At 73.5% G+C, this 16,576-nt stretch carries 15 protein-coding genes and 4 pseudogenes; 10 read left to right on the top strand and 9 right to left on the bottom strand.

Going from position 1 to position 16,576, the window contains the following annotated elements; genetic code table 11:
* Nucleotides 1-203 precede the first annotated feature (203 nt).
* Nucleotides 204-1,034 (top strand): FadR/GntR family transcriptional regulator, encoded by an 831-nt coding sequence (locus FRAQA3DRAFT_RS06630; protein WP_009738295.1) that lies wholly within the window; start codon nucleotides 204-206, stop codon nucleotides 1,032-1,034.
* On the opposite strand, the gene FRAQA3DRAFT_RS06625 is transcribed toward FRAQA3DRAFT_RS06630, so the two are convergent.
* Nucleotides 1,011-2,237 carry an acyl-CoA dehydrogenase family protein gene (locus FRAQA3DRAFT_RS06625; RefSeq protein WP_009738294.1) on the bottom strand — a complete coding sequence of 409 codons (1,227 nt, stop codon included), beginning with the start codon at nucleotides 2,235-2,237 and terminating at the stop codon, nucleotides 1,011-1,013. The two genes, FRAQA3DRAFT_RS06630 and FRAQA3DRAFT_RS06625, sit on opposite strands and share 24 nt — an antisense overlap.
* 143 nt (nucleotides 2,238-2,380) lie before the next feature.
* On the opposite strand from FRAQA3DRAFT_RS06625, the gene FRAQA3DRAFT_RS06620 reads away from it, so the two are divergent.
* On the top strand, nucleotides 2,381-3,559 hold the full coding sequence (locus FRAQA3DRAFT_RS06620) for an acyl-CoA dehydrogenase family protein (RefSeq protein WP_009738293.1): 1,179 nt from the start codon (nucleotides 2,381-2,383) through the stop codon (nucleotides 3,557-3,559).
* 32 nt (nucleotides 3,560-3,591) lie between these two features.
* On the opposite strand, the gene FRAQA3DRAFT_RS06615 is transcribed toward FRAQA3DRAFT_RS06620, so the two are convergent.
* On the bottom strand, nucleotides 3,592-4,383 hold the full coding sequence (locus FRAQA3DRAFT_RS06615) for a FadR/GntR family transcriptional regulator (protein ID WP_009738292.1): 792 nt from the start codon (nucleotides 4,381-4,383) through the stop codon (nucleotides 3,592-3,594).
* A 221-nt stretch (nucleotides 4,384-4,604) separates the two neighbouring features.
* Here FRAQA3DRAFT_RS06615 and FRAQA3DRAFT_RS06610 point away from each other — a divergent pair, with 221 nt between their 5' ends.
* The 3 genes and pseudogenes from FRAQA3DRAFT_RS06610 to FRAQA3DRAFT_RS36800 all read left to right on the top strand — a co-directional run.
* Nucleotides 4,605-5,366, top strand: a complete 762-nt coding sequence (locus FRAQA3DRAFT_RS06610) for an SDR family oxidoreductase (protein ID WP_009738291.1) — start codon at nucleotides 4,605-4,607, stop codon at nucleotides 5,364-5,366.
* Nucleotides 5,363-6,337: a PaaI family thioesterase gene (locus FRAQA3DRAFT_RS06605; RefSeq protein ID WP_009738290.1), complete on the top strand. Its 975-nt coding sequence runs from the start codon at nucleotides 5,363-5,365 to the stop codon at nucleotides 6,335-6,337. Before FRAQA3DRAFT_RS06610 ends, FRAQA3DRAFT_RS06605 begins: the two co-directional genes overlap by 4 nt.
* Nucleotides 6,338-6,435: 98 nt before the next feature.
* A pseudogene (locus FRAQA3DRAFT_RS36800) lies at nucleotides 6,436-6,612 on the top strand (FAD-dependent monooxygenase); the annotation flags it as partial.
* 260 nt (nucleotides 6,613-6,872) lie between these two features.
* Here FRAQA3DRAFT_RS36800 and FRAQA3DRAFT_RS32540 read toward each other — a convergent pair.
* On the bottom strand, nucleotides 6,873-7,172 hold the full coding sequence (locus FRAQA3DRAFT_RS32540) for a hypothetical protein (RefSeq protein ID WP_232292093.1): 300 nt from the start codon (nucleotides 7,170-7,172) through the stop codon (nucleotides 6,873-6,875).
* Nucleotides 7,173-7,337: 165 nt separating this feature from the next.
* On the opposite strand from FRAQA3DRAFT_RS32540, the gene FRAQA3DRAFT_RS06595 reads away from it, so the two are divergent.
* From FRAQA3DRAFT_RS06595 to FRAQA3DRAFT_RS06585, 3 genes are all read left to right on the top strand, one after another.
* Nucleotides 7,338-7,940, top strand: a complete 603-nt coding sequence (locus tag FRAQA3DRAFT_RS06595; protein ID WP_009738288.1) for a TetR/AcrR family transcriptional regulator — start codon at nucleotides 7,338-7,340, stop codon at nucleotides 7,938-7,940.
* Nucleotides 7,941-8,091: 151 nt separating this feature from the next.
* Nucleotides 8,092-8,541, top strand: coding sequence for a bifunctional 2-polyprenyl-6-hydroxyphenol methylase/3-demethylubiquinol 3-O-methyltransferase UbiG (locus FRAQA3DRAFT_RS06590; RefSeq protein WP_009738287.1), 450 nt, complete (start codon nucleotides 8,092-8,094; stop codon nucleotides 8,539-8,541).
* Nucleotides 8,542-9,015: 474 nt separating this feature from the next.
* On the top strand, nucleotides 9,016-10,437 hold the full coding sequence (locus tag FRAQA3DRAFT_RS06585) for an HNH endonuclease signature motif containing protein (protein ID WP_009738286.1): 1,422 nt from the start codon (nucleotides 9,016-9,018) through the stop codon (nucleotides 10,435-10,437).
* Nucleotides 10,438-10,562: 125 nt separating this feature from the next.
* Here the strand turns inward: FRAQA3DRAFT_RS06585 and FRAQA3DRAFT_RS36795 are convergent, their stop codons facing one another.
* From FRAQA3DRAFT_RS36795 to FRAQA3DRAFT_RS38455, 3 genes and pseudogenes are all read right to left on the bottom strand, one after another.
* Complete coding sequence (locus FRAQA3DRAFT_RS36795; RefSeq protein ID WP_051054177.1) at nucleotides 10,563-10,742, bottom strand: hypothetical protein; 180 nt, start codon at nucleotides 10,740-10,742, stop codon at nucleotides 10,563-10,565.
* Between the two features lie 606 nt (nucleotides 10,743-11,348).
* Nucleotides 11,349-12,029: pseudogene (locus tag FRAQA3DRAFT_RS36785) on the bottom strand (AMP-binding protein); the annotation flags it as partial.
* A gap of 62 nt (nucleotides 12,030-12,091) precedes the next feature.
* Nucleotides 12,092-12,361 (bottom strand): hypothetical protein, encoded by a 270-nt coding sequence (locus tag FRAQA3DRAFT_RS38455; RefSeq protein ID WP_369809443.1) that lies wholly within the window; start codon nucleotides 12,359-12,361, stop codon nucleotides 12,092-12,094.
* Between the two features lie 299 nt (nucleotides 12,362-12,660).
* On the opposite strand from FRAQA3DRAFT_RS38455, the gene FRAQA3DRAFT_RS38450 reads away from it, so the two are divergent.
* Nucleotides 12,661-12,918, top strand: a complete 258-nt coding sequence (locus FRAQA3DRAFT_RS38450; RefSeq protein WP_369809395.1) for a hypothetical protein — start codon at nucleotides 12,661-12,663, stop codon at nucleotides 12,916-12,918.
* An 85-nt stretch (nucleotides 12,919-13,003) separates the two neighbouring features.
* Here FRAQA3DRAFT_RS38450 and FRAQA3DRAFT_RS06570 read toward each other — a convergent pair.
* The 3 genes and pseudogenes from FRAQA3DRAFT_RS06570 to FRAQA3DRAFT_RS38445 all read right to left on the bottom strand — a co-directional run bounded on the left by FRAQA3DRAFT_RS06570 (nucleotide 13,004) and on the right by FRAQA3DRAFT_RS38445 (nucleotide 14,995).
* Nucleotides 13,004-13,879 (bottom strand): annotated as a pseudogene (locus FRAQA3DRAFT_RS06570) (class I SAM-dependent methyltransferase).
* A complete protein-coding gene (locus FRAQA3DRAFT_RS06565) occupies nucleotides 13,876-14,157 on the bottom strand; it encodes an acyl carrier protein (protein WP_009738285.1) in 282 nt (93 codons plus the stop codon). Before FRAQA3DRAFT_RS06565 ends, FRAQA3DRAFT_RS06570 begins: the two are co-directional and overlap by 4 nt.
* Before the next feature lie 99 nt (nucleotides 14,158-14,256).
* Nucleotides 14,257-14,995: pseudogene (locus FRAQA3DRAFT_RS38445) on the bottom strand (acyl-CoA desaturase).
* A 341-nt stretch (nucleotides 14,996-15,336) separates the two neighbouring features.
* On the opposite strand from FRAQA3DRAFT_RS38445, the gene FRAQA3DRAFT_RS06555 reads away from it, so the two are divergent.
* Complete coding sequence (locus tag FRAQA3DRAFT_RS06555; RefSeq protein ID WP_009738284.1) at nucleotides 15,337-16,524, top strand: glycerophosphodiester phosphodiesterase; 1,188 nt, start codon at nucleotides 15,337-15,339, stop codon at nucleotides 16,522-16,524.
* Nucleotides 16,525-16,576: the final 52 nt, after the last annotated feature.

The following is a 16,576-nucleotide window of genomic DNA, read 5'->3' as shown; positions in this document are numbered from 1 at the left end:
CCGCGGCGAGGCACGCTGACCAGCCGTTGGTGACAGTACCGAAATATTGCGACATCCGCCACCTGGCAGTCATCGCGCCGCTGCCGTGGTACGCGGCCCGCGGGCGGCCCGACCCTACCGACACCCGTCCCCGAGAGCTAAATTATCTATATTTTAGAATGCCCCGCACTCCTCCCTCCGCCCGCCCGACCGAAGGAGACAGCGTGGCCGCAGGCGGTCCGCAACGGCCACGTGACGCCATCGGCCGGCGGATGCGCGTGCCGAAGATGGCCGAGCTGGTCGCCTCGGATCTGCGGCAGGCCATCATCCGCAACACCCTCGCCGAGGGCCAGGCGCTGCCGCCCGAGGCGGTGCTCATGGGGCAGTACGGGGTCTCACGGCCCACCCTGCGGGAGGCGCTGCGCATCCTGGAGGCGGAGTCGCTCATCACGGTCCGCCGGGGCGCGGGCGGCGGGGCCCGCGTCCAGTCACCGAACCCGACGGCCGCGGCCCGCTATGCGGGGCTGGTCCTGGAGCACCGCGGCACCACCATCGCCGACGTCTGGGACGCCCGGCTGCTGCTCGAACCGCCGACCGCCGCCGCGCTGGCGCGCCGGCGCACCAAGGCCGACCTGCGGGCGCTGCGCGCCTCCCTGGCCGAGCACGACGCGGCCACCGAGCGGGTGCAGGGGGTGCGGCTGCACAACGAGTTCCACGCCCTCGTGGTCCGCCTCGCCGGCAACGAGACGCTCGCCCTGCTGATCAACCTGCTCAGCGAGATCATCAACCGGACCACCTGGACCCGTGTCAAGGCCGACCTCGGCACCCCGGAGCTGGAGCGCGCCGAGCGCGGCACCGTGCGGGTGCACGCCATGCTGGTCGATCTCATCGAGGCCGGGGACGCCGCCGGCGCGCAGGACCTGTGGCGGCGCCACCTCGGCGCCGGCGCCCGCTACCTCGGCCAGGGCGGGCGCAACGAGGCCACGCTGGACCTGCTCGGGCGCCCCGGCGAACCCGGGGCGCCCGACGCCTCAGGCGGCTGGTTCGCGGGGTAGGCCGAGGACGCGCTCGGCGAGGATGTTGCGCTGCACCTCCGAGGTGCCCGCGTACACCGTCCCCGCCCGCGCGTTCAGCGAGACCTCCCACCAGCTCGTCGTCGACTCCGGGTCGGCGCCCGGGTCGTCGGTCCGCAGCGGCCGCGACGGTCCCTTGCCGACGAGTACCAGGCCGTCGAGGCCCTCGATGTCCAGCGCGAGCTGCGTGACCTCGCGGTGGTACTCGCTCCAGTAGAGCTTCGACACCGACGACGCCGCCCCCAGCTCGCCGCCGGCCAGCACGTCGCTGAGGATCCGGTAGCCGAGGAAGCGCATGACCTCCACCCGGGCCCGGAAGTACGCCAGCCGCCGGCGCACGGTGGGATCGTCGGCCAGTCCGCGCCGGCGGGCCAGCTCCACGAGCCGGTCGAGCTCGGCGGCGAACAGGATCGGGTTGGTCGCCGCCTCCTCGCCGCGCTCGTAGGTCAGCAGGGTCGAGGCGACCTTCCAGCCGTCGCCGGGCCGGCCGACGATGGCGTCCGCGGGGCAGCGGGCGTCGGTGAAGAACACCTCGCAGAAGTCCTCCCCGCCGGTCATGTGCCGGATCGGGCGGACCTCCACGCCCGGCTGGTCCAGCGGCACCAGCAGGAAGGACAGCCCCCGGTGCTTGGCCGCCTCGGGCTCGGTGCGGGCCAGCACGAAGATCCCGGTGCTGCGGTGCGCCCCCGACGTCCAGATCTTCTGCCCGTCGATGTGCCACTCGCCGTCGACCAGGCGCGCTCGTGTCCCCGCCGCGGCGAGGTCGGAGCCGGCGTTCGGCTCGGAGAACCCCTGGCACCAGATCTGCTCGCCGGAGAGCAGCCCGGGCAGGATGGCCGCCTTCTGCGCCTCGGTGCCGTAGCGCAGCAGGGTGTTGCCGAGCATCTTGAACCCGGTCGAGTCCTGCGGCTGCACCCCGAACGGCACCCCGGCCCGGGTCAGCTCCTCCACCAGCACCACCTGGTGCAGGGTGGTCAGCCCCCGGCCGCCGTGCTCGACCGGCCAGGCCACCCCCAGCAGCCCGCGGCGGTGCAGCGTCCGGCGCCATCCGGTCACGAACTCGCGCACCGCCGCCGCGTCGCCCAGGGCGCCCGTCCCCGGCCAGCCCGGGGGCAGTTCCTCCGCCAGGACCGCCCGCACCTCGGCACGGAACTGCTCCACCTCCGCCGGATACCGCGTGTCCACCGGACCTCCCCACACCCGCGACGGCTAGAATCAGATAAACAATATCCCTATCCTTGTGTCTCGAGCACAGGGTCCCGCCGACGTCCACCGACCTCGCCGACGCACTCGGTGTCGCCGGGCCCGGTCACCCCGCTGGAGGTTCCGTGCAGTTCCGGTACAGTCCCGAGCACGACGAGCTGCGCCGCGGCATCCGGCGCTTCTTCGCCGAGGTCGCCGACGCCGATGCGGTGCGGCGCGACATGGCCACGGACACCGGGTGGGACCCGGTCACCTGGCAGCGGCTGTGCGACGAGCTGGAGCTGCCGGCTCTCGCCGTGCCGGAGGAGTACGGCGGGGCCGGGTACGGCCTCGTCGAGCTGGGCATCGCGCTGAGCGAGGCCGGCCGCAGCCTGCTGTGCGCGCCGCTGCTGTCGACCAGCCTCGCCACCCAGGCGCTGCTGCATGCCGGCGACGCTGCGGCCGCCGCCGCCCACCTGCCAAGCCTGGCCGCCGGCACCACCACCGGCACCCTCGCCGCGCGCGAACCCGGTCAGGCCTGGGACGCCACACCCGCGACCACGGCCGAGCGTGCCGGGGACGGCTGGGCGCTGACCGGCGTCAAGGACTGGGTGCTCGACGGGCGCAGCGCCGGGCTGCTCGTCGTCACCGCCACCACCGCCGCCGGGACGTCGCTGTTCCTCGTCGACGCCGGCGCGGCGGGCCTCGCAGTCGAGGCGCTGCCCGTCGTCGACCCGACCCGCCGGGTCACTCGGGTGACCCTCGCCGGCACGCCCGGTGTCCTGCTCGGCACCGACGGCGCCGGCGCGCCGGCCCTGGCCCGGGCCCTGGACGCGGCGGTCACCCTGCTCGCCGCCGAGCAGCTCGGCGTCGCCGAGGCGGCCCTGGCGTCGGCGGTGGACTACGCCAGGCAGCGCGAGCAGTTCGGCCGGCCGATCGGCTCCTTCCAGGCGATCAAGCACAAGCTGGCGACCGTGCTGCTGGAGGTGGAGGCGGCCACGTCGGCGGCGATGTATGCGGCATGGACGGCCGACGAGTCCCCCGCCGAGCTGCCCGAGGTGGCCAGCATCGCCGGCCTGACCTGCTCGGAGGCTGCCCTGCTCGCCGCCGGCGAGAACGTCCAGGTGCACGGCGGCATCGGCTTCACCTGGGAGCACTCCGCCCACCTGTACCTCAAGCGGGCCACGACCGACCGGCTGCTGCTGCGCGACCCGCAGCACCAGCTCGACCGCATCGCCGCGCTCGCCGGCATCACCGCGCAGGCGCCCGCCGCACCGGATGGCGCCGCGTCACCCGACGTCCTCGCCGGGCTCGCCGAGCGGTGAGCCCGGCGGGCGGGCGCCGCGAGGAGGGCGGGTCAGCCGAACATGTCCAGGACGGTGGTGCCGTCGCCGCGCTCCAGGTAGTCCCGGCCGGCGACCAGGTGGCGGCGCCACAGCCGCTCGGCGCGTTCGGCGTCGCGGGCCTCGATGAGGTCGACGACGCGGGCGTGGGCGGCCCGGCTGCGCGCGACCGCCGTGGCCAGGTCGGGCGAGCCGACGTCCGACTGCACCCGCGACCGGTCGGCGAGCTCGACGATGTGCTCGATCATGCCCATGAGGACCCGCAGCGTCTGGTTGCCGGTCAGCTCGATCAGCAGCGGGTGGAACCGCTCGAAGCGGCGCAGCGTCTCCAGCGGCGACTCGGCAGGATCGGCCGGCTCGTCCAGCGCCGCCCGCAGCCGGGCGATCTCCGCCGGCCCGCCGGCGCGGGCCAGGTAGGCGACGGCCTGCGGCTCGGCGACCTCGCGGACCTGCAGCACGTCGGCGAGCGCGGTGCCCTGGTGCTGCAGGATCAGGCCGGCGTAGCGGGCGGCGACGTCGATGTTCGGCGGGCGCACCCGCACCCCACCCCCCGGCCCCATCCGCACCGTGATGAGCGACTCGCTCTCCAGCACGCGGAACGCCTCGCGCAGCGTCGGGCGCGAGACGTGGAACTGCGCCATGAGCTCACTTTCGGAGGGCAGCGCCTCGTCCGCGGCGAGTTCCCCGCGGACGATCTGCCGGCGCAGGTGACCGGCGACGAGCTCGGCCGACTTCGGCAGGCGCACGCGGCGGTCCGTGCCCGGGCGCTCCTCGTGGGCCGCTCCGACGGGCCCGGCAACAGACATGTTCGCAGCTTCCTCACGACGACATTCGCGTCGCCGGCTGTACCGGCCCGCCCTACAACGGGTTCCTTCATACCCCATCCGACGCGCGCCGCGGATCATCGCGGCACGCCGGCCGCCCAGGGTGACCATTCGCTTGACTGGCTGGAAGGTCAGCGCAAATGTGCCCTGGGGGGCCTACCTGACCTCGACAAGCCGTGACCTCAACTGCTAGGAGTGCGCCCGTGTCCGAAACCCCCACCCGCGTCGCGATCGTCACCGGGGCGGCCCGCGGCATCGGCGCCGCGATCGCCCAGCGGCTGTCCCGCGACGGCCTGGCGGTCGCCGTGCTCGACCTGGAGGAGGCCGCCGCCAAGGGCACCGTCGAGGCGATCACCGCGGCCGGCGGTCGGGCCCTGGCGGTCGGCGCGGACGTCGCCGACCCCGAGCAGGTCGCCGCGGCCGTCGCGGCCGTCACCGAGGGGCTCGGCGCGCCGACCGTGCTGATCAACAACGCCGGCATCACCCGGGACAACCTGCTGTTCAAGATGAGCGAGGCCGACTGGGACGCGGTGATCGGCGTGCACCTGCGCGGCGCGTTCCTGATGACCCGCGCGGTCCAGAAGCACATGGTCGACGCCGGCTGGGGCCGCATCGTCAACCTGTCGAGCACGTCGGCGCTGGGCAACCGCGGCCAGCTGAACTACTCCACCGCCAAGGCCGGCCTGCAGGGCTTCACGAAGACGGCGGCGATCGAGCTCGGCAAGTTCGGCGTCACCGCGAACTGCATCGCGCCGGGCTTCATCGCCAGCGACATGACCCGGGCCACCGCCGCCCGCATGGGCAAGACCTGGGAGGAGTACGTCGCCGCGTCGTCGGGGGTGATCCCGGTCGGCCGGGTCGGCGAGGTCGACGACATCGCGCACACCGTGTCGTTCTTCGTCAGCGAGGGCGCCGGCTTCGTCTCCGGCCAGATCATCTACGTCGCCGGCGGGCCGAAGGCTTGACCACGACGACTGGACGGGCCGAGCCGCCCGGCGCCCGGGCCAGGGAGTACGCCGAGACGCGCTTTCGGGTGCTGCCCCCCGTGCACGGCGACGACGGCACCCGGGTGCGGATGCGGACCGGGCCGTGGCTGGCCGGACCCGGCGGCGTCCCGACGGTCGGCTCTCTCGGCGTCGTGGTCGACGACGCGATCGGCTCGACGATCCTGCGGGCCCGCCTCGGCGACCGGCATTCGGTGACCTCCCAGCTCTCGCTGGAGGTCGTCGTCCCCCCGCCGTGGCCCGGCCCGGAGCTGACCGCACACGCCACGCTGCTGGGGCGCGACGCCGTCGGCGGGCTCGCGGCCGCCACCGTGTACGACGGCGACGGTCGGGTGGTGGCCGTGGCCACCGGCCGTTGCCGCTACGTGCCGGCGGATATCCTGCCGCCGGGCGGCATGCGCCCGCCCCTGCCCCCCGCGGACCACGACTCCCTGTTCGAGACCCTCGATCTGGCGTCGGCGTCGGCGTCGGCCGGAGCGATCCCCGAGCAGGCGTCACCGGCGGCCGGGGCGGTATCGGCGGTCGAGGCGGTATCGGCGGTCGAGGCGATGTCGGCGGTCGAGGCGATGTCGGCGGCCGGGGCGGTATCGGCGGTCGAGGCGATGTCGGCGGCCAGGGCGGCGGGGCCCGAGGCAGGCTGGCCGGCGCTCGTCCTGCCGAGCGGTCCCGGGATGCAGAACCCGCACAACACCGTGCACGGCGGTGTGCTGCTGTGCGGCTCCGATCTCGCGGTGGCGCTGGCGGATCCGGACGGGCCGCCGCACACCACGTCGGTCCGGATCAGCTTTCTGCGCCCCGGCGACGGCAACCATCCCGTCACCTTCACGACCCGGGCTGTCCACCGCGGCCGGTCCCTGGCCGTGTACGAGGTCAGCGCGGGCGGCCCGGCGGGCCGTCCGTACACGGTGGCGACGGTGATCCGCGAGCGCTGACAGCCGCTGACACCCCGCACCAGGACAAACCGAGCCTGGGATGCGGTCAGCAGTTGTCTACCGTTGTCTACCGTGCGTGACATCGCTACGTTCGGCGCATGCCGAGTGTCGCGGCCCGGGCCGGAGTCCTGATCGTCGGCGCCGGCCCGACCGGTCTGCTGCTCGCCGCCGAGCTGGTCCGACGCGGGGTACGCACCCGGGTCGCGGAGCGGGCATCAGTCCGGTCCCCCGGCAGCCGTGCCCTCGCCGTCAGCAGCCGCACGCTGATGCTGCTCGACGACCTCGGCCTGGCCGCCGAGGCGGTGCGCCGCGGTCATCCGCTGCGCCAGGTCGAGGTGCACGACGACGCCGCCCGGGTCGTCGTGACCGCCCCCGCCGGCCGGGACACCCGCGACGATCATTCCGGCGGCGCGCATTCCGGCGGCGATCATTCCGGCGGCGATGGCCCCGTCCTCGACCCGGCCGACCGGGCGCGGGCACGCTACGGCGCCGCGATCGGCGAGGCCGTCCTCGTCCGTCCCGACGGCTACCTCGCCTACCGGTCGACCGTCGACCACGTCGGCCAGCTGGAACGCCACCTCCGCGCGCACGGCATCACCCCGGCGCCCGCGGGGGTCGCCGCGCCGGTCGTCGTGATCCTGCCGCGGGCGTTGTACTCGACGATGACGACCTCCGGGTCGGCGGTCTCATGGATCACCATGTCGTCGAACGTCTCCCACCGGACCGGTGCGCTGGCCGCCGCGGCGAAGTAGGCGCGGATCTCCTGCGGCCCGTCCAGACGCGCGGGCACCCCCGCCGGCCGGAACGGCCATTCGATGCAGCCGTGCGGCGCCATCAGGGCGACAACGGCATCGACATCCATCTCCCGTCCGGCTTGTAGCACCTGCTCGACGACCTCGCGGGCGGCAGTGACCACAGCAGTCCCCTTCGTTGAACAGACGTTGATTGAACGACCGTACAACGGCATACCAGTTCGTTCAACGGCCGTACAATCGAGCCGGTGACGGACCCGAACCAGCCACCGGCGGCCGCCCGACCCACCAGGGCGCAGCAGCGCCGCCGGACCGAGAGTCGCATTCTGGGCGCGGCGCGGCAGTTGTTCGCCGAACGCGGGTACGACCGCACCACCATTCGGGCGGTGGCGGCCGCGGCCGGCGTCGACGCCGGCCTGGTCATGCACTACTTCCGCTCGAAGGACGAGCTGTTCGCGCACGCGGCGAAACTGCCGCCCGACGACTTTCCGACCGGCGCCCCGCAGGAGGTTGCCGAGGCGCTCCTCGCATCCCTCGGTAAGCGGCTGGCCGCCGAACCGGTGGCATCGCTCGCCGTCCTGCGCTCGATGCTGACGCATTCCGAAGCGGCCGCGGGCTTCCGGGAGGCGGCCGGGCAGCGCCTGGAACAAATGCAGTCGGTGATCCCGGCCGCCGATGCCGAGCTTCGCGCCGGCCTGGTCAGCGCGATCATAACGGGTGTGATCATAGAGCGCTATCTGGTCCGCGTTGGTCGTCTCGCCGACGCACCACCCGAATCGATCATCGATCTGCTTCGACCGTGCTTTCAGGCGCTGACCGGCGCGCCGACGCCCCCCACGTCATCGCCCTGAGCGGCCCGCGCTGAAACCCCGCACTGGAGGCAGCTCCATCGCTCGCACCCGCGCCGATACCCGCCGCGTCGGCGGTAGTTGGCCTGCGCCGACGGGCCTTCGTCGCTGTGAGGATCCGCCGGTCAAGAGCCGTCCCCGGCAGGATGAGCCCATGGCGGAGAAGGACGGCAGGCGGTGGAATCACAACATCCACCACCACCCTCGCATCCTGCGCGCGATCCCCCATGGCGCCCAGCGCGCCCTGGACATCGGCTGCGGCGAGGGCATGCTCGCCCGCGAGCTTCGGCGGACGGTCCCGCAGGTCACCGGCATCGACCTCGACGGCCCCAGCATCGACCAGGCCCGCGGCTACCCGGACGACGTCGACTACATCCTCGGCGATGTCCTCACCCATCCCTTCGAGCCCGCCTCGTTCGACGTCATCACGTCGGTGGCCGCCCTGCACCACATGGACGCCGCCGCCGCATTGGGTCGCATGCGTGATCTGCTGCACCCCGGCGGCGTCCTGGCCCTCGTCGGCATCGCCCGCAGCACCATGCCAGGCGCAGCCCTACCGCCACCCGGTAGTGGACTCGCCGCGATCGCCGCCGTCGTCACGTGATGGCCGGCGAGGCCGTCGCTCCCGGGTGCTGGTGAGGATGCCGGCACCGATCCGCTGTTGGTGGTTGGTGGCCGGTGCGGAGGCCGTAACCCGCGTGTTGCTCCGTCTGCAGCATCCCGCGACGGCCCCTCCAGCCCGAAAACCGACGGCCCTCACCGACCTGCCGCCGTTCACCTCGACCGACGTGACCGCAGAACCGCCGCCCGACCGAAATCGTCGAAACGCTCTCCCGGACTGGCCGACTCTCCCGGCAGCTGCTCATCCCGGGACCGCCACGGCCGACCACTCTCCGTCCGCCGTGGGGGCCGACGCCGACGTTCTCGAACAGTGCGCTGGATGGTGTGGCGCGCTGCTGGGCGATGCCGTCGCCCCCTGTCCCGGCGGGCAGTGTGGACCGTCCGGATGACCGTCGACCCCGGTCACACAGCCGAACATACGTTCGACATCGGGTCTCTGTTGTCCTACCGTTGACCTATGAGTTTCAAGGAAGGCGCGGGGGACGGGCCGATGCCACCGGCGCGGCTGGCGGTGATCGCCGGGCAGGTCGAAGGGCTGCTGTCGGATGAGCCCTGGCGACTGTCCGACGGTGAGTTGGAGGCGTTGTTGGAAGGGGTTTGCAGGCTGGTCGGGCGGGTCGCGGCGGCACGTGGTCGCCTGCTGGTCGAGGCGCAGGATCGGGGTTTCGCGCTGCGCCAGGGAGCCGTGGACACCGCAGCCTGGTTGCGGGACCGGCTGGCGCTCGCGTCCCGGGAGGCGCGTCGGCAGGTCGCTCTCGCCCGTGATGTCCACGAGGTGTGCCAGGCCACCGGCGCGGCCCTGGCGGCCGGTGAGCTCACGGTCGAACACGCCGTCGTCATCTGCGAGGCGATGCGCTCCCTGCCCGCCGGAGTGACACCCGACCAGCGAGACGAAGCCGAACAGGCCCTGCTCGGTTTCGCCCGCTCGTTCGATCCCTACCAGCTGGTGAAACTCGCCGCCCGCCAACGCGAAGCACTGACCATGGTCGACACCTCCCCTGGCGGCGACGACCCCCACGCCGACAGCCGGACCGGCGAACACGACAACCCCGGCAGTGGCCGCGCGGGCAATGTCGATGCTGGCGGGGATGGGGACAGCACGGACACGAACAACCGCGAGAAACCCAGCCCCGATCCCGCCGACATCCGCCGACTCACCCTCACCGACACCCCCGCCGGCACCACCCTGCTCAGCGGCGAGCTCGACGCCGAAGGCGCCGCGCTGCTCCGCACCGCGTTGGACAGCCTCGCCGCACCCCACCCCGCCGTCGACGGCACCCCCGACCAGCGCACTCCGGCCCGCCGCCGCGCCGACGCTCTGATCGACCTGATCAGCCGGCTGCTCAGCGCCGGCGCCGTCCCCACTGCCGGTGGAACCCGCCCCCACCTGACCGTTGCCATCCCCTGGAACACCCTGCTCGCCGCTGGCACCATCCCCGCCACCACCAGCTGGGGGCTTCCCCTGCCCCGCGCCGCCCTGGCCCGACTGAGCTGCGACGCCGAAATCAGCCGCATCCTGCTCGACCCCGCCGGTGTCCCCCTCGACGTCGGACGATCAACCCGCACCGTTCCCGCGCACCTGCGCCGCGCCCTGGCCATCCGCGACCAGGGGTGCGTGTTCCCGGGCTGCGATCGGCCACCAGCCTGGTGCGAAGCCCACCACGCCGTCCACTGGCGCGACGGCGGACCCACCGCCCTGCACAACCTGCTCCTGCTCTGCCCCACTCATCACCGCCAGGTCCACCACGACGGCTGGGACATCGTCTTCACCGACGATCACCGCCCCGCACTCGTCCCACCCCACCGCATCGACCCGCTACGCCGACCCCGCCGCAACCCCTACAGCCAACCCCCAGAACACCTACGAACCACCGCCTGACCGGCGCGAACCAGCCCGACCCGATCGCCTGTCCGGCCCCTCCCTCGTCACCCGACCAGGAGGAGCGTCTCGGTGACGAACCGGACGTAGTCGGGGTTGGCCGGGCGCGCCGCCATCGGGCCGCCTCAGCCGGCGGGGGACGACGCCAGCGCGGCGGGGGTCGACGGCGCCCACGGGGCGAAGTCGCCGGCCAGGTAGTGGCGGCGGGCGGCGGCTCGCATGATCTTGCCGCTGCTGGTCTTGGGCAGCGTGCCCGGGCGGACCAGCACCAGGTCCGCCAGCGTGAGGTCGTGTTGGCGCACCACCGCGGCGCGGATCGACCCGGCGACGTCCGCGGGGTCCGCGGGGTCCGCGGGGTCCGCGGGGTCGGCGGGGTCGGCGGGGTCGGCGGGGTCGGCGGGGTCGGCGGGGTCGGCCGGGTTCGCCGCGCACCTCCTGGACGATGACGGGGCGGTCCCCGTCAGGGCCGGGCACCGCGAAGGCGGCGCAGCCGCCGGCCCGCAGCGCGGGATGCGCCGCCGCGGCGGTCTGTTCGAGGTCCTGCGGGTAGTGGTTGCGGCCGCGGACGACGAGCATGTCCTTGTGTCGGCCCACGACGTACAGCTCGCCGTCGACGATCAGGCCGAGGTCGCCGGTGCGCAGGTAGGACCGGCCGGGCGTGTCGGCGCAGCGGGCCTGGAAGGTGGCGGCGGTGGCCTGCGGACGGCGCCAGTAGCCGGCTGCCACGTGGTCGCCGGCGACCCAGATCTCCCCGATCCGGTCGGGCGGCCAGCCGCGCCCGGTCTCCGGATCGACGATCCGGACCTCGGCGGCGGCCCACGGCCCGAGCGCCGCGGCGCCCTCGAGATGAATGCCCCCGGGTCCAGCAGGACGCCGGTCGCGCCGAGGTACAGCGGCTGCAGCACGTTGCCGATGAGGCCCAGGTCGTGGAACAGCGGCGCCCAGCCGACGAACGTCGAACGCTGGTCGTGGCCGAAGGCGAGCCGGATCATCTCCTGGTTCGCGGCCAGGTTGCGATGGGTGACCATCACGCCCTTCGGGTCAGCCGTGGACCCCGAGGTGTACTGGAGGAACCCGACCGCGTCCGGCTCAGCGGACCAGCCCGGCGCAGGGATGGGCGGGAGGGTGGCCGCCGGCCGAGCGGCGGGTGGCGGGGCGGTGCCGGATGACTCCCGAGACGAGCCGGGATCGCTCTCGTCGACCGCGATCCAGGCCAGCGGGCCGGCGACGGCCTCCAGCGGCACCCGGACCAGGTCGATCATCGGGCCGGTGGACAGGACGGCGGTGGGCGCGCAGTCCCGGACGATTGCGCGGGTGGCGTCCTGGACGGCGCCGCGCCGGGGCGGGTTGACCGGCACCGCGATGACGTGGGCGTACAGGCAGCCGAAGTAGGCGACGATGAACTCCAGGCCCTGCGGGAAGACCAGCAGGGCCCGCTCCCCCGGCCCGCAGCGGCGGCCCAGCCGGTCGGCGGTGGCCAGCGCCCGGGCGTGCAGCTCCCGGTAGGTCAGCGTCGCCCGCTCGTCGCCGTGCTCGTCGAGCAGGACGAACGCCCGCCCGTCCGGGTCGCCGGCGGCGCGCCGGCGCAGCACGTCCGGCAGCAGCGCGCCGGCCACATTGTGATCGGTCCGTGCCTCCGCCGCCGCTGCGCCCGTCACCAGGACCCTGCCAGCGCGACGGGCAGGCTGGTCAGCCCTCGGACGATGAGACTGTCCTCCTGCCTCGGAAGGCTCCACCCGCCAGGGTCGCCGTGTAGGTCCACCGCGGGCGCGAGGCGTTCGGCACGGCCGGTGAGGCAGCCGAGGACGACCTCGGCCTGGGTCCTGGCGAGCATGCCGCCGAGGCAGCCGTGCATACCGTGACCGAACGCGAGGTGGCCCGCCGCCGGGCGGGTGACGTCGAAGGTGTCCGGCCGGTCGAACACCGCCGGGTCCCGGTTGGCCGCGCCGAGGCAGGCCGGGCTCGAGCAGGAACCGGACGTCGTGCGTCCACCCGCCGACCTCGGCACGCACGTCGTCCGGCAGCGCCATCCAGTCGCTGAGGACGGCGATCGGCAGGGGCGCGGCGAGGTCGGTGATCGCGTCCAGACCGCCGCCGTCGGACCGCGCCCGGTCGAGCAGTCCGCGGGCGAGCGCGACGATCCGGGGCCGCAGCCGGGTGACCTCAGCGGTGGTGAACACCCGGTTGACGAGGGCTCGCAGCCGGGCGTGCTGCGGGTTGTCGGTGAAGACGAGCGAGGTGTGGGCCAGCTGGACCATCCGCTCGGCGTTGGCGGACCTGCCCGAGTCGCCGGCGACGGCGCAGTCGCGGGCGACCGCCGAGCCGCGGGCGTCGCCACCGGCGGCCCGGCTGACCAGCCGCGGGACCAGCCCGGCGCTGAACGTGCGGTCGTGCAGCACGGCGCGGACGTCGGCGTGGCGGGTCAGCACCCACATGCCCATCGTCCGCAGGACCGGCGACGTGCGGCGCAGCTCGCGGTAGACCGGGTAGGGGTCCGCGCGGAACGCGGCGCTGAACGGGTTGAACCGCGGCGCCGCCGGTGCGGCGGACGCGGCCGCGCGGTGCGTCATCCGACCGGTTCTCCGGGGCCGCGGTAGGGGACGAGCACCAGGCGCAGCAGGCAGATCCGGCGCATCCGGAAACCGACCGCCGACAGCCGCAGGTAGCGCTCGTAGCGGGCGACGACCTCCGGCCCGACGAGCGCCACCGCCTCGTCGCGGCGGGCCCGCAGCCGGCGGGCCCACTCCTCGCAGGTGCGGGCGTAGTCGAACCGGCCGTTGTGCAGCGCCCGGACCTCGAAGATCCCCTCGGCGGCGGCGGTGATCTCGGCGAGGGTGGGCAGGTCGGCAGCCGGGAAGATCTCCCGTTGGATGAACCCGTTGGCCTGCTCGCGGCGCATGCTCGCGTAGGCGATCGTCTGCAGGGACAGCACGCCGTCCGGTGTCAGTCAGCGGTGGCAGCGGGTGAAGAACTCGCGGTAGATGCGGATCTACTCGGCCGGCGGGTCCGCCGGCGTGGCGAAGTGCTCGAACGCGCCGATCGAGATGATGCCGTCGAAGCGGTCCTGCGGGGTGTAGTCCAGCCAGTTCTCGAGGCGGACCTCCACGCCGGGATAGGCCTGCGCCCGGACGTGGGCCGCCTGACGCTCGCTGAGGGTGAGGCCGACCGACCGTGGCACCCCGTGCCGCACCGCCAGCCGGGCCAGCACGGATCCCCAGCCACAGCCGACGTCGAGCACCGCGCGGGCCCGATCGGCCCCCACCACGTCGAGGTGGAAGCGCAGCTTGCGTTCCTGGGCGGTCGCCAGGGCGTCCCCGCCGACGTCGAGGTTCTCCCCGGGGACCGGCTCCCACATCGCGCAGGAGTAGGTCAGCGAGCTGTCCAGCCAGAGGCGGTAGAAGTCGTCGCCGACGTCGTAGTGATGACGGACGGGCGCCGTCATCGCGGGGCCGGTGCCGGGGCACCCGGCTCCCGGGCGCCCCGGTCGTGGAGGTAGGCGGCGAGCGCCTTGAGGGTGGGGTTGTCGAACAGCGCCTCGGGGGCCACGTCGACGCCGTAATGGTCCTCGACCGCGATCAGCAGCGAGACCGCGACGGCAGAGTCGACGCCGAGCCGGTCGAAGTCCGCGTCGAGGTCGATCTCGGACACCGGCTGCTCCAGGATGTCCGCGACGTGCTCCCGACACCACTGGGCGATGCCCTCCCGAGCGGCAGCGCCCACCGTCTCCTCCTCCATGCGTCCGGTCAGGCTCCATGCGTCCGGTCAGGCTCCATGCGTCCGGTCAGGGGAATCCGGGGGTCAGGTCAGGGGAATCCGGGGTCAGGCCGCGGGGTCGAGCCCGGCGGCCTCGCGGCGCCCGGTCCGCTGGGCCGCCCGGCGCCGCCCGGACGGCAGCCGGAGGTCCCGGGCGAGCCCGCCGGCCGCCAGGAGCCGGATCAGCCAGTAGCCGGGGTCGAGCCGGTACCAGGTGAGCCCGAACGACGGCGAGTCTGGAAAGGCGTGGTGGTTGTTGTGCCAGGATTCCCCGAAGGTCAGCAGGGCGAAGATCCCGCCGTTGCGGCTGTTCTCCCGGGACTCGTACGGCCGGGTACCGAACATGTGCAGGAAAGAGTTGATCGCCCAGATCGTGTGTTCCAGCACGAACATGCGCACAAGGCCGCCCCAGAGCAGGCCGCTGACCGCGCCCTCCCAACTCCCGTAGGCCAGGCCGCCGACGAGGGCCGGCAGCAGCAGACCCAGCACGACCCACAGGTGATAACGGCGGGCGACGGCGCGGCCGTGAAGGTGCGATGGGTGAACAACCGGTGATATCCGACGCTGATCCCCAGACCGGTCACCAGCCAGAGGGTGAACAGCAGCGCGATGTCGGTGACGCCGAGCGGATGCACCCACAGAAAGGCGACGGCGGCCACGTGCCGACGATCGGGAGCACGTCGAACAACAGGAAGTGACGGCGCTGGAGGCGGTGCAGGAAGGGACTGCTGACCGTCTTGCGTCGCGGCTCCGACGCCACGGCGCGGGCTCCGGCGGCGCGGGCAGCAGGATCGTCGCTCGCCATGCGCGGTCTCCCTCCCGGTCGCGTCGCTGTTCGACGCATCAACCTTCGACGCATCAACCTTCGACGCATCCACATCGGAGCATCCACATCGGAGCATCGGAGCATTTACTCCAGGACGGGCCCAACGCTAACCACGACCGCCCCTGGTCCGCCGTCGCCATTGGTTTATCGAATCGCCGGGGCCGCGTTTCCCGTCGGCGATCCGCGGGGGTGTTCATCAACTCGACGGCTGGGCGACCCCGGCGGGCAAGGCCCGATCCTCCGCGCCGAAATCTGTGCTCGCTTCGCTGGTTGAGCGCCGCCGGGGGCGATGGTCGCCACCCGGGCGCGCTGGAGGATTCGTGGACCGTCGTCGGGTGCTTGCGGGGATCGTCGCAACACCACTCGCCGCCGCTCCGCTCGCCGCCTCGGTGGCGGCGGCCGGACCCGCACTGGCCGCCGGTGCACCCGCCGCCGGTGCACCCGCCGGCGGCGAGCGCCGCCGCTCGACGCTGGTCATCGGACATCGGGGTGCGTCCGGCTACCGCCCCGAGCACACCCTGGCCTCCTACGAGCTGGCCGCGCGGATGGGCGCGGACTTCGTGGAGCCCGATCTGGTGCCCACGAAGGACGGCGTCCTCGTCTGCCGGCACGAACCGGAGATCGGCGGGACGACCAACGTCGCCGACCACCCCGAGTTCGCCGGCCGGAAGAAGACGACCTCGCTCGACGGCGTGGCGACCACCGGCTGGTTCACCGAGGACTTCACCCTGGCGGAGCTGAAGACGCTACGCGCCAAGGAGCGGCTGCCCGAGGTGCGCCAGGAGAACACCCTCTACGACGGGCTGTTCGAGATCCCGACGTTCGCCGAGGTCCTCGACCTGCGGGCCCGGCTGTCGAAGGAGCTCGGCCGCGAGATCGGCGTCTACCCGGAGACCAAGCACCCGACGTACTTCGCCAAGGCCGGGCTGGCCCTGGAGCAGCGCCTCGTCGACACGCTGAACCGCTACGGCCTGAACCGGCGCGAGGCGGCGGTGTTCGTCCAGTCCTTCGAGACGACGAACCTCGCCCAGCTGCGCAGGCTGGGGCTGCGCACCTCGGTGGTGCAGCTGCTGTCGGCCGAGGGGGCGCCGTTCGACCTCGTCGACGCCGGGGACAGGCGGACCTACGCCGACCTCGTGACGCCGGCCGGCCTGCGCGCCATCGCCGCCTACGCCACCGGCATCGGCCCCGACAAGCTGCAGGTCATCCCCAAGGCCGCCGACGGGACGCTGGGGCGGCCGACCTCGCTGGTCACCGACGCGCACGCCGCCGGGCTCGTCCTGCACCCCTACACCTTCCGGGCGGAGAACAACTTCCTGCCGGCGGACTACCGCCGCGGCACCTCCACGAGCGACTTCGGCCGGGCCATCGACGAGCAGGTCGCCTACCTCAAGGCCGGCATCGACGGGCTGTTCACCGACCAGGCCGACATCGGCGTCCTCGCCCGGGCCGTCGCCGCCGGCCAGTCGATCGCGGCCACCCAGCCGAGCCCCCACTCGGCGATCTAGAGCCGCCGCGCCGCTGGTGCGGCAGCGGTGCGGCGGACCAGCCGCGCCGGCC

This window comes from Frankia sp. QA3 (assembly GCF_000262465.1).
Classification (GTDB): Bacteria; Actinomycetota; Actinomycetes; order Frankiales; family Frankiaceae; genus Frankia.
This window is presented reverse-complemented; position numbering and strand designations above follow the sequence as displayed.

Bases quoted from the DNA above. Each gene is read 5' to 3' on its own strand.
- FRAQA3DRAFT_RS32540 (WP_232292093.1), bottom strand. From the start codon at position 7,172: ATGGCGCCGCACGGCTGCATCGAATGGCCGTTCCGGCCGGCGGGGGTG.
- FRAQA3DRAFT_RS06590 (WP_009738287.1), top strand. From the start codon at position 8,092: ATGGCGGAGAAGGACGGCAGGCGGTGGAATCACAACATCCACCACCAC.
- FRAQA3DRAFT_RS06585 (WP_009738286.1), top strand. From the start codon at position 9,016: ATGAGTTTCAAGGAAGGCGCGGGGGACGGGCCGATGCCACCGGCGCGG.
- FRAQA3DRAFT_RS06615 (WP_009738292.1), bottom strand. From the start codon at position 4,383: ATGTCTGTTGCCGGGCCCGTCGGAGCGGCCCACGAGGAGCGCCCGGGC.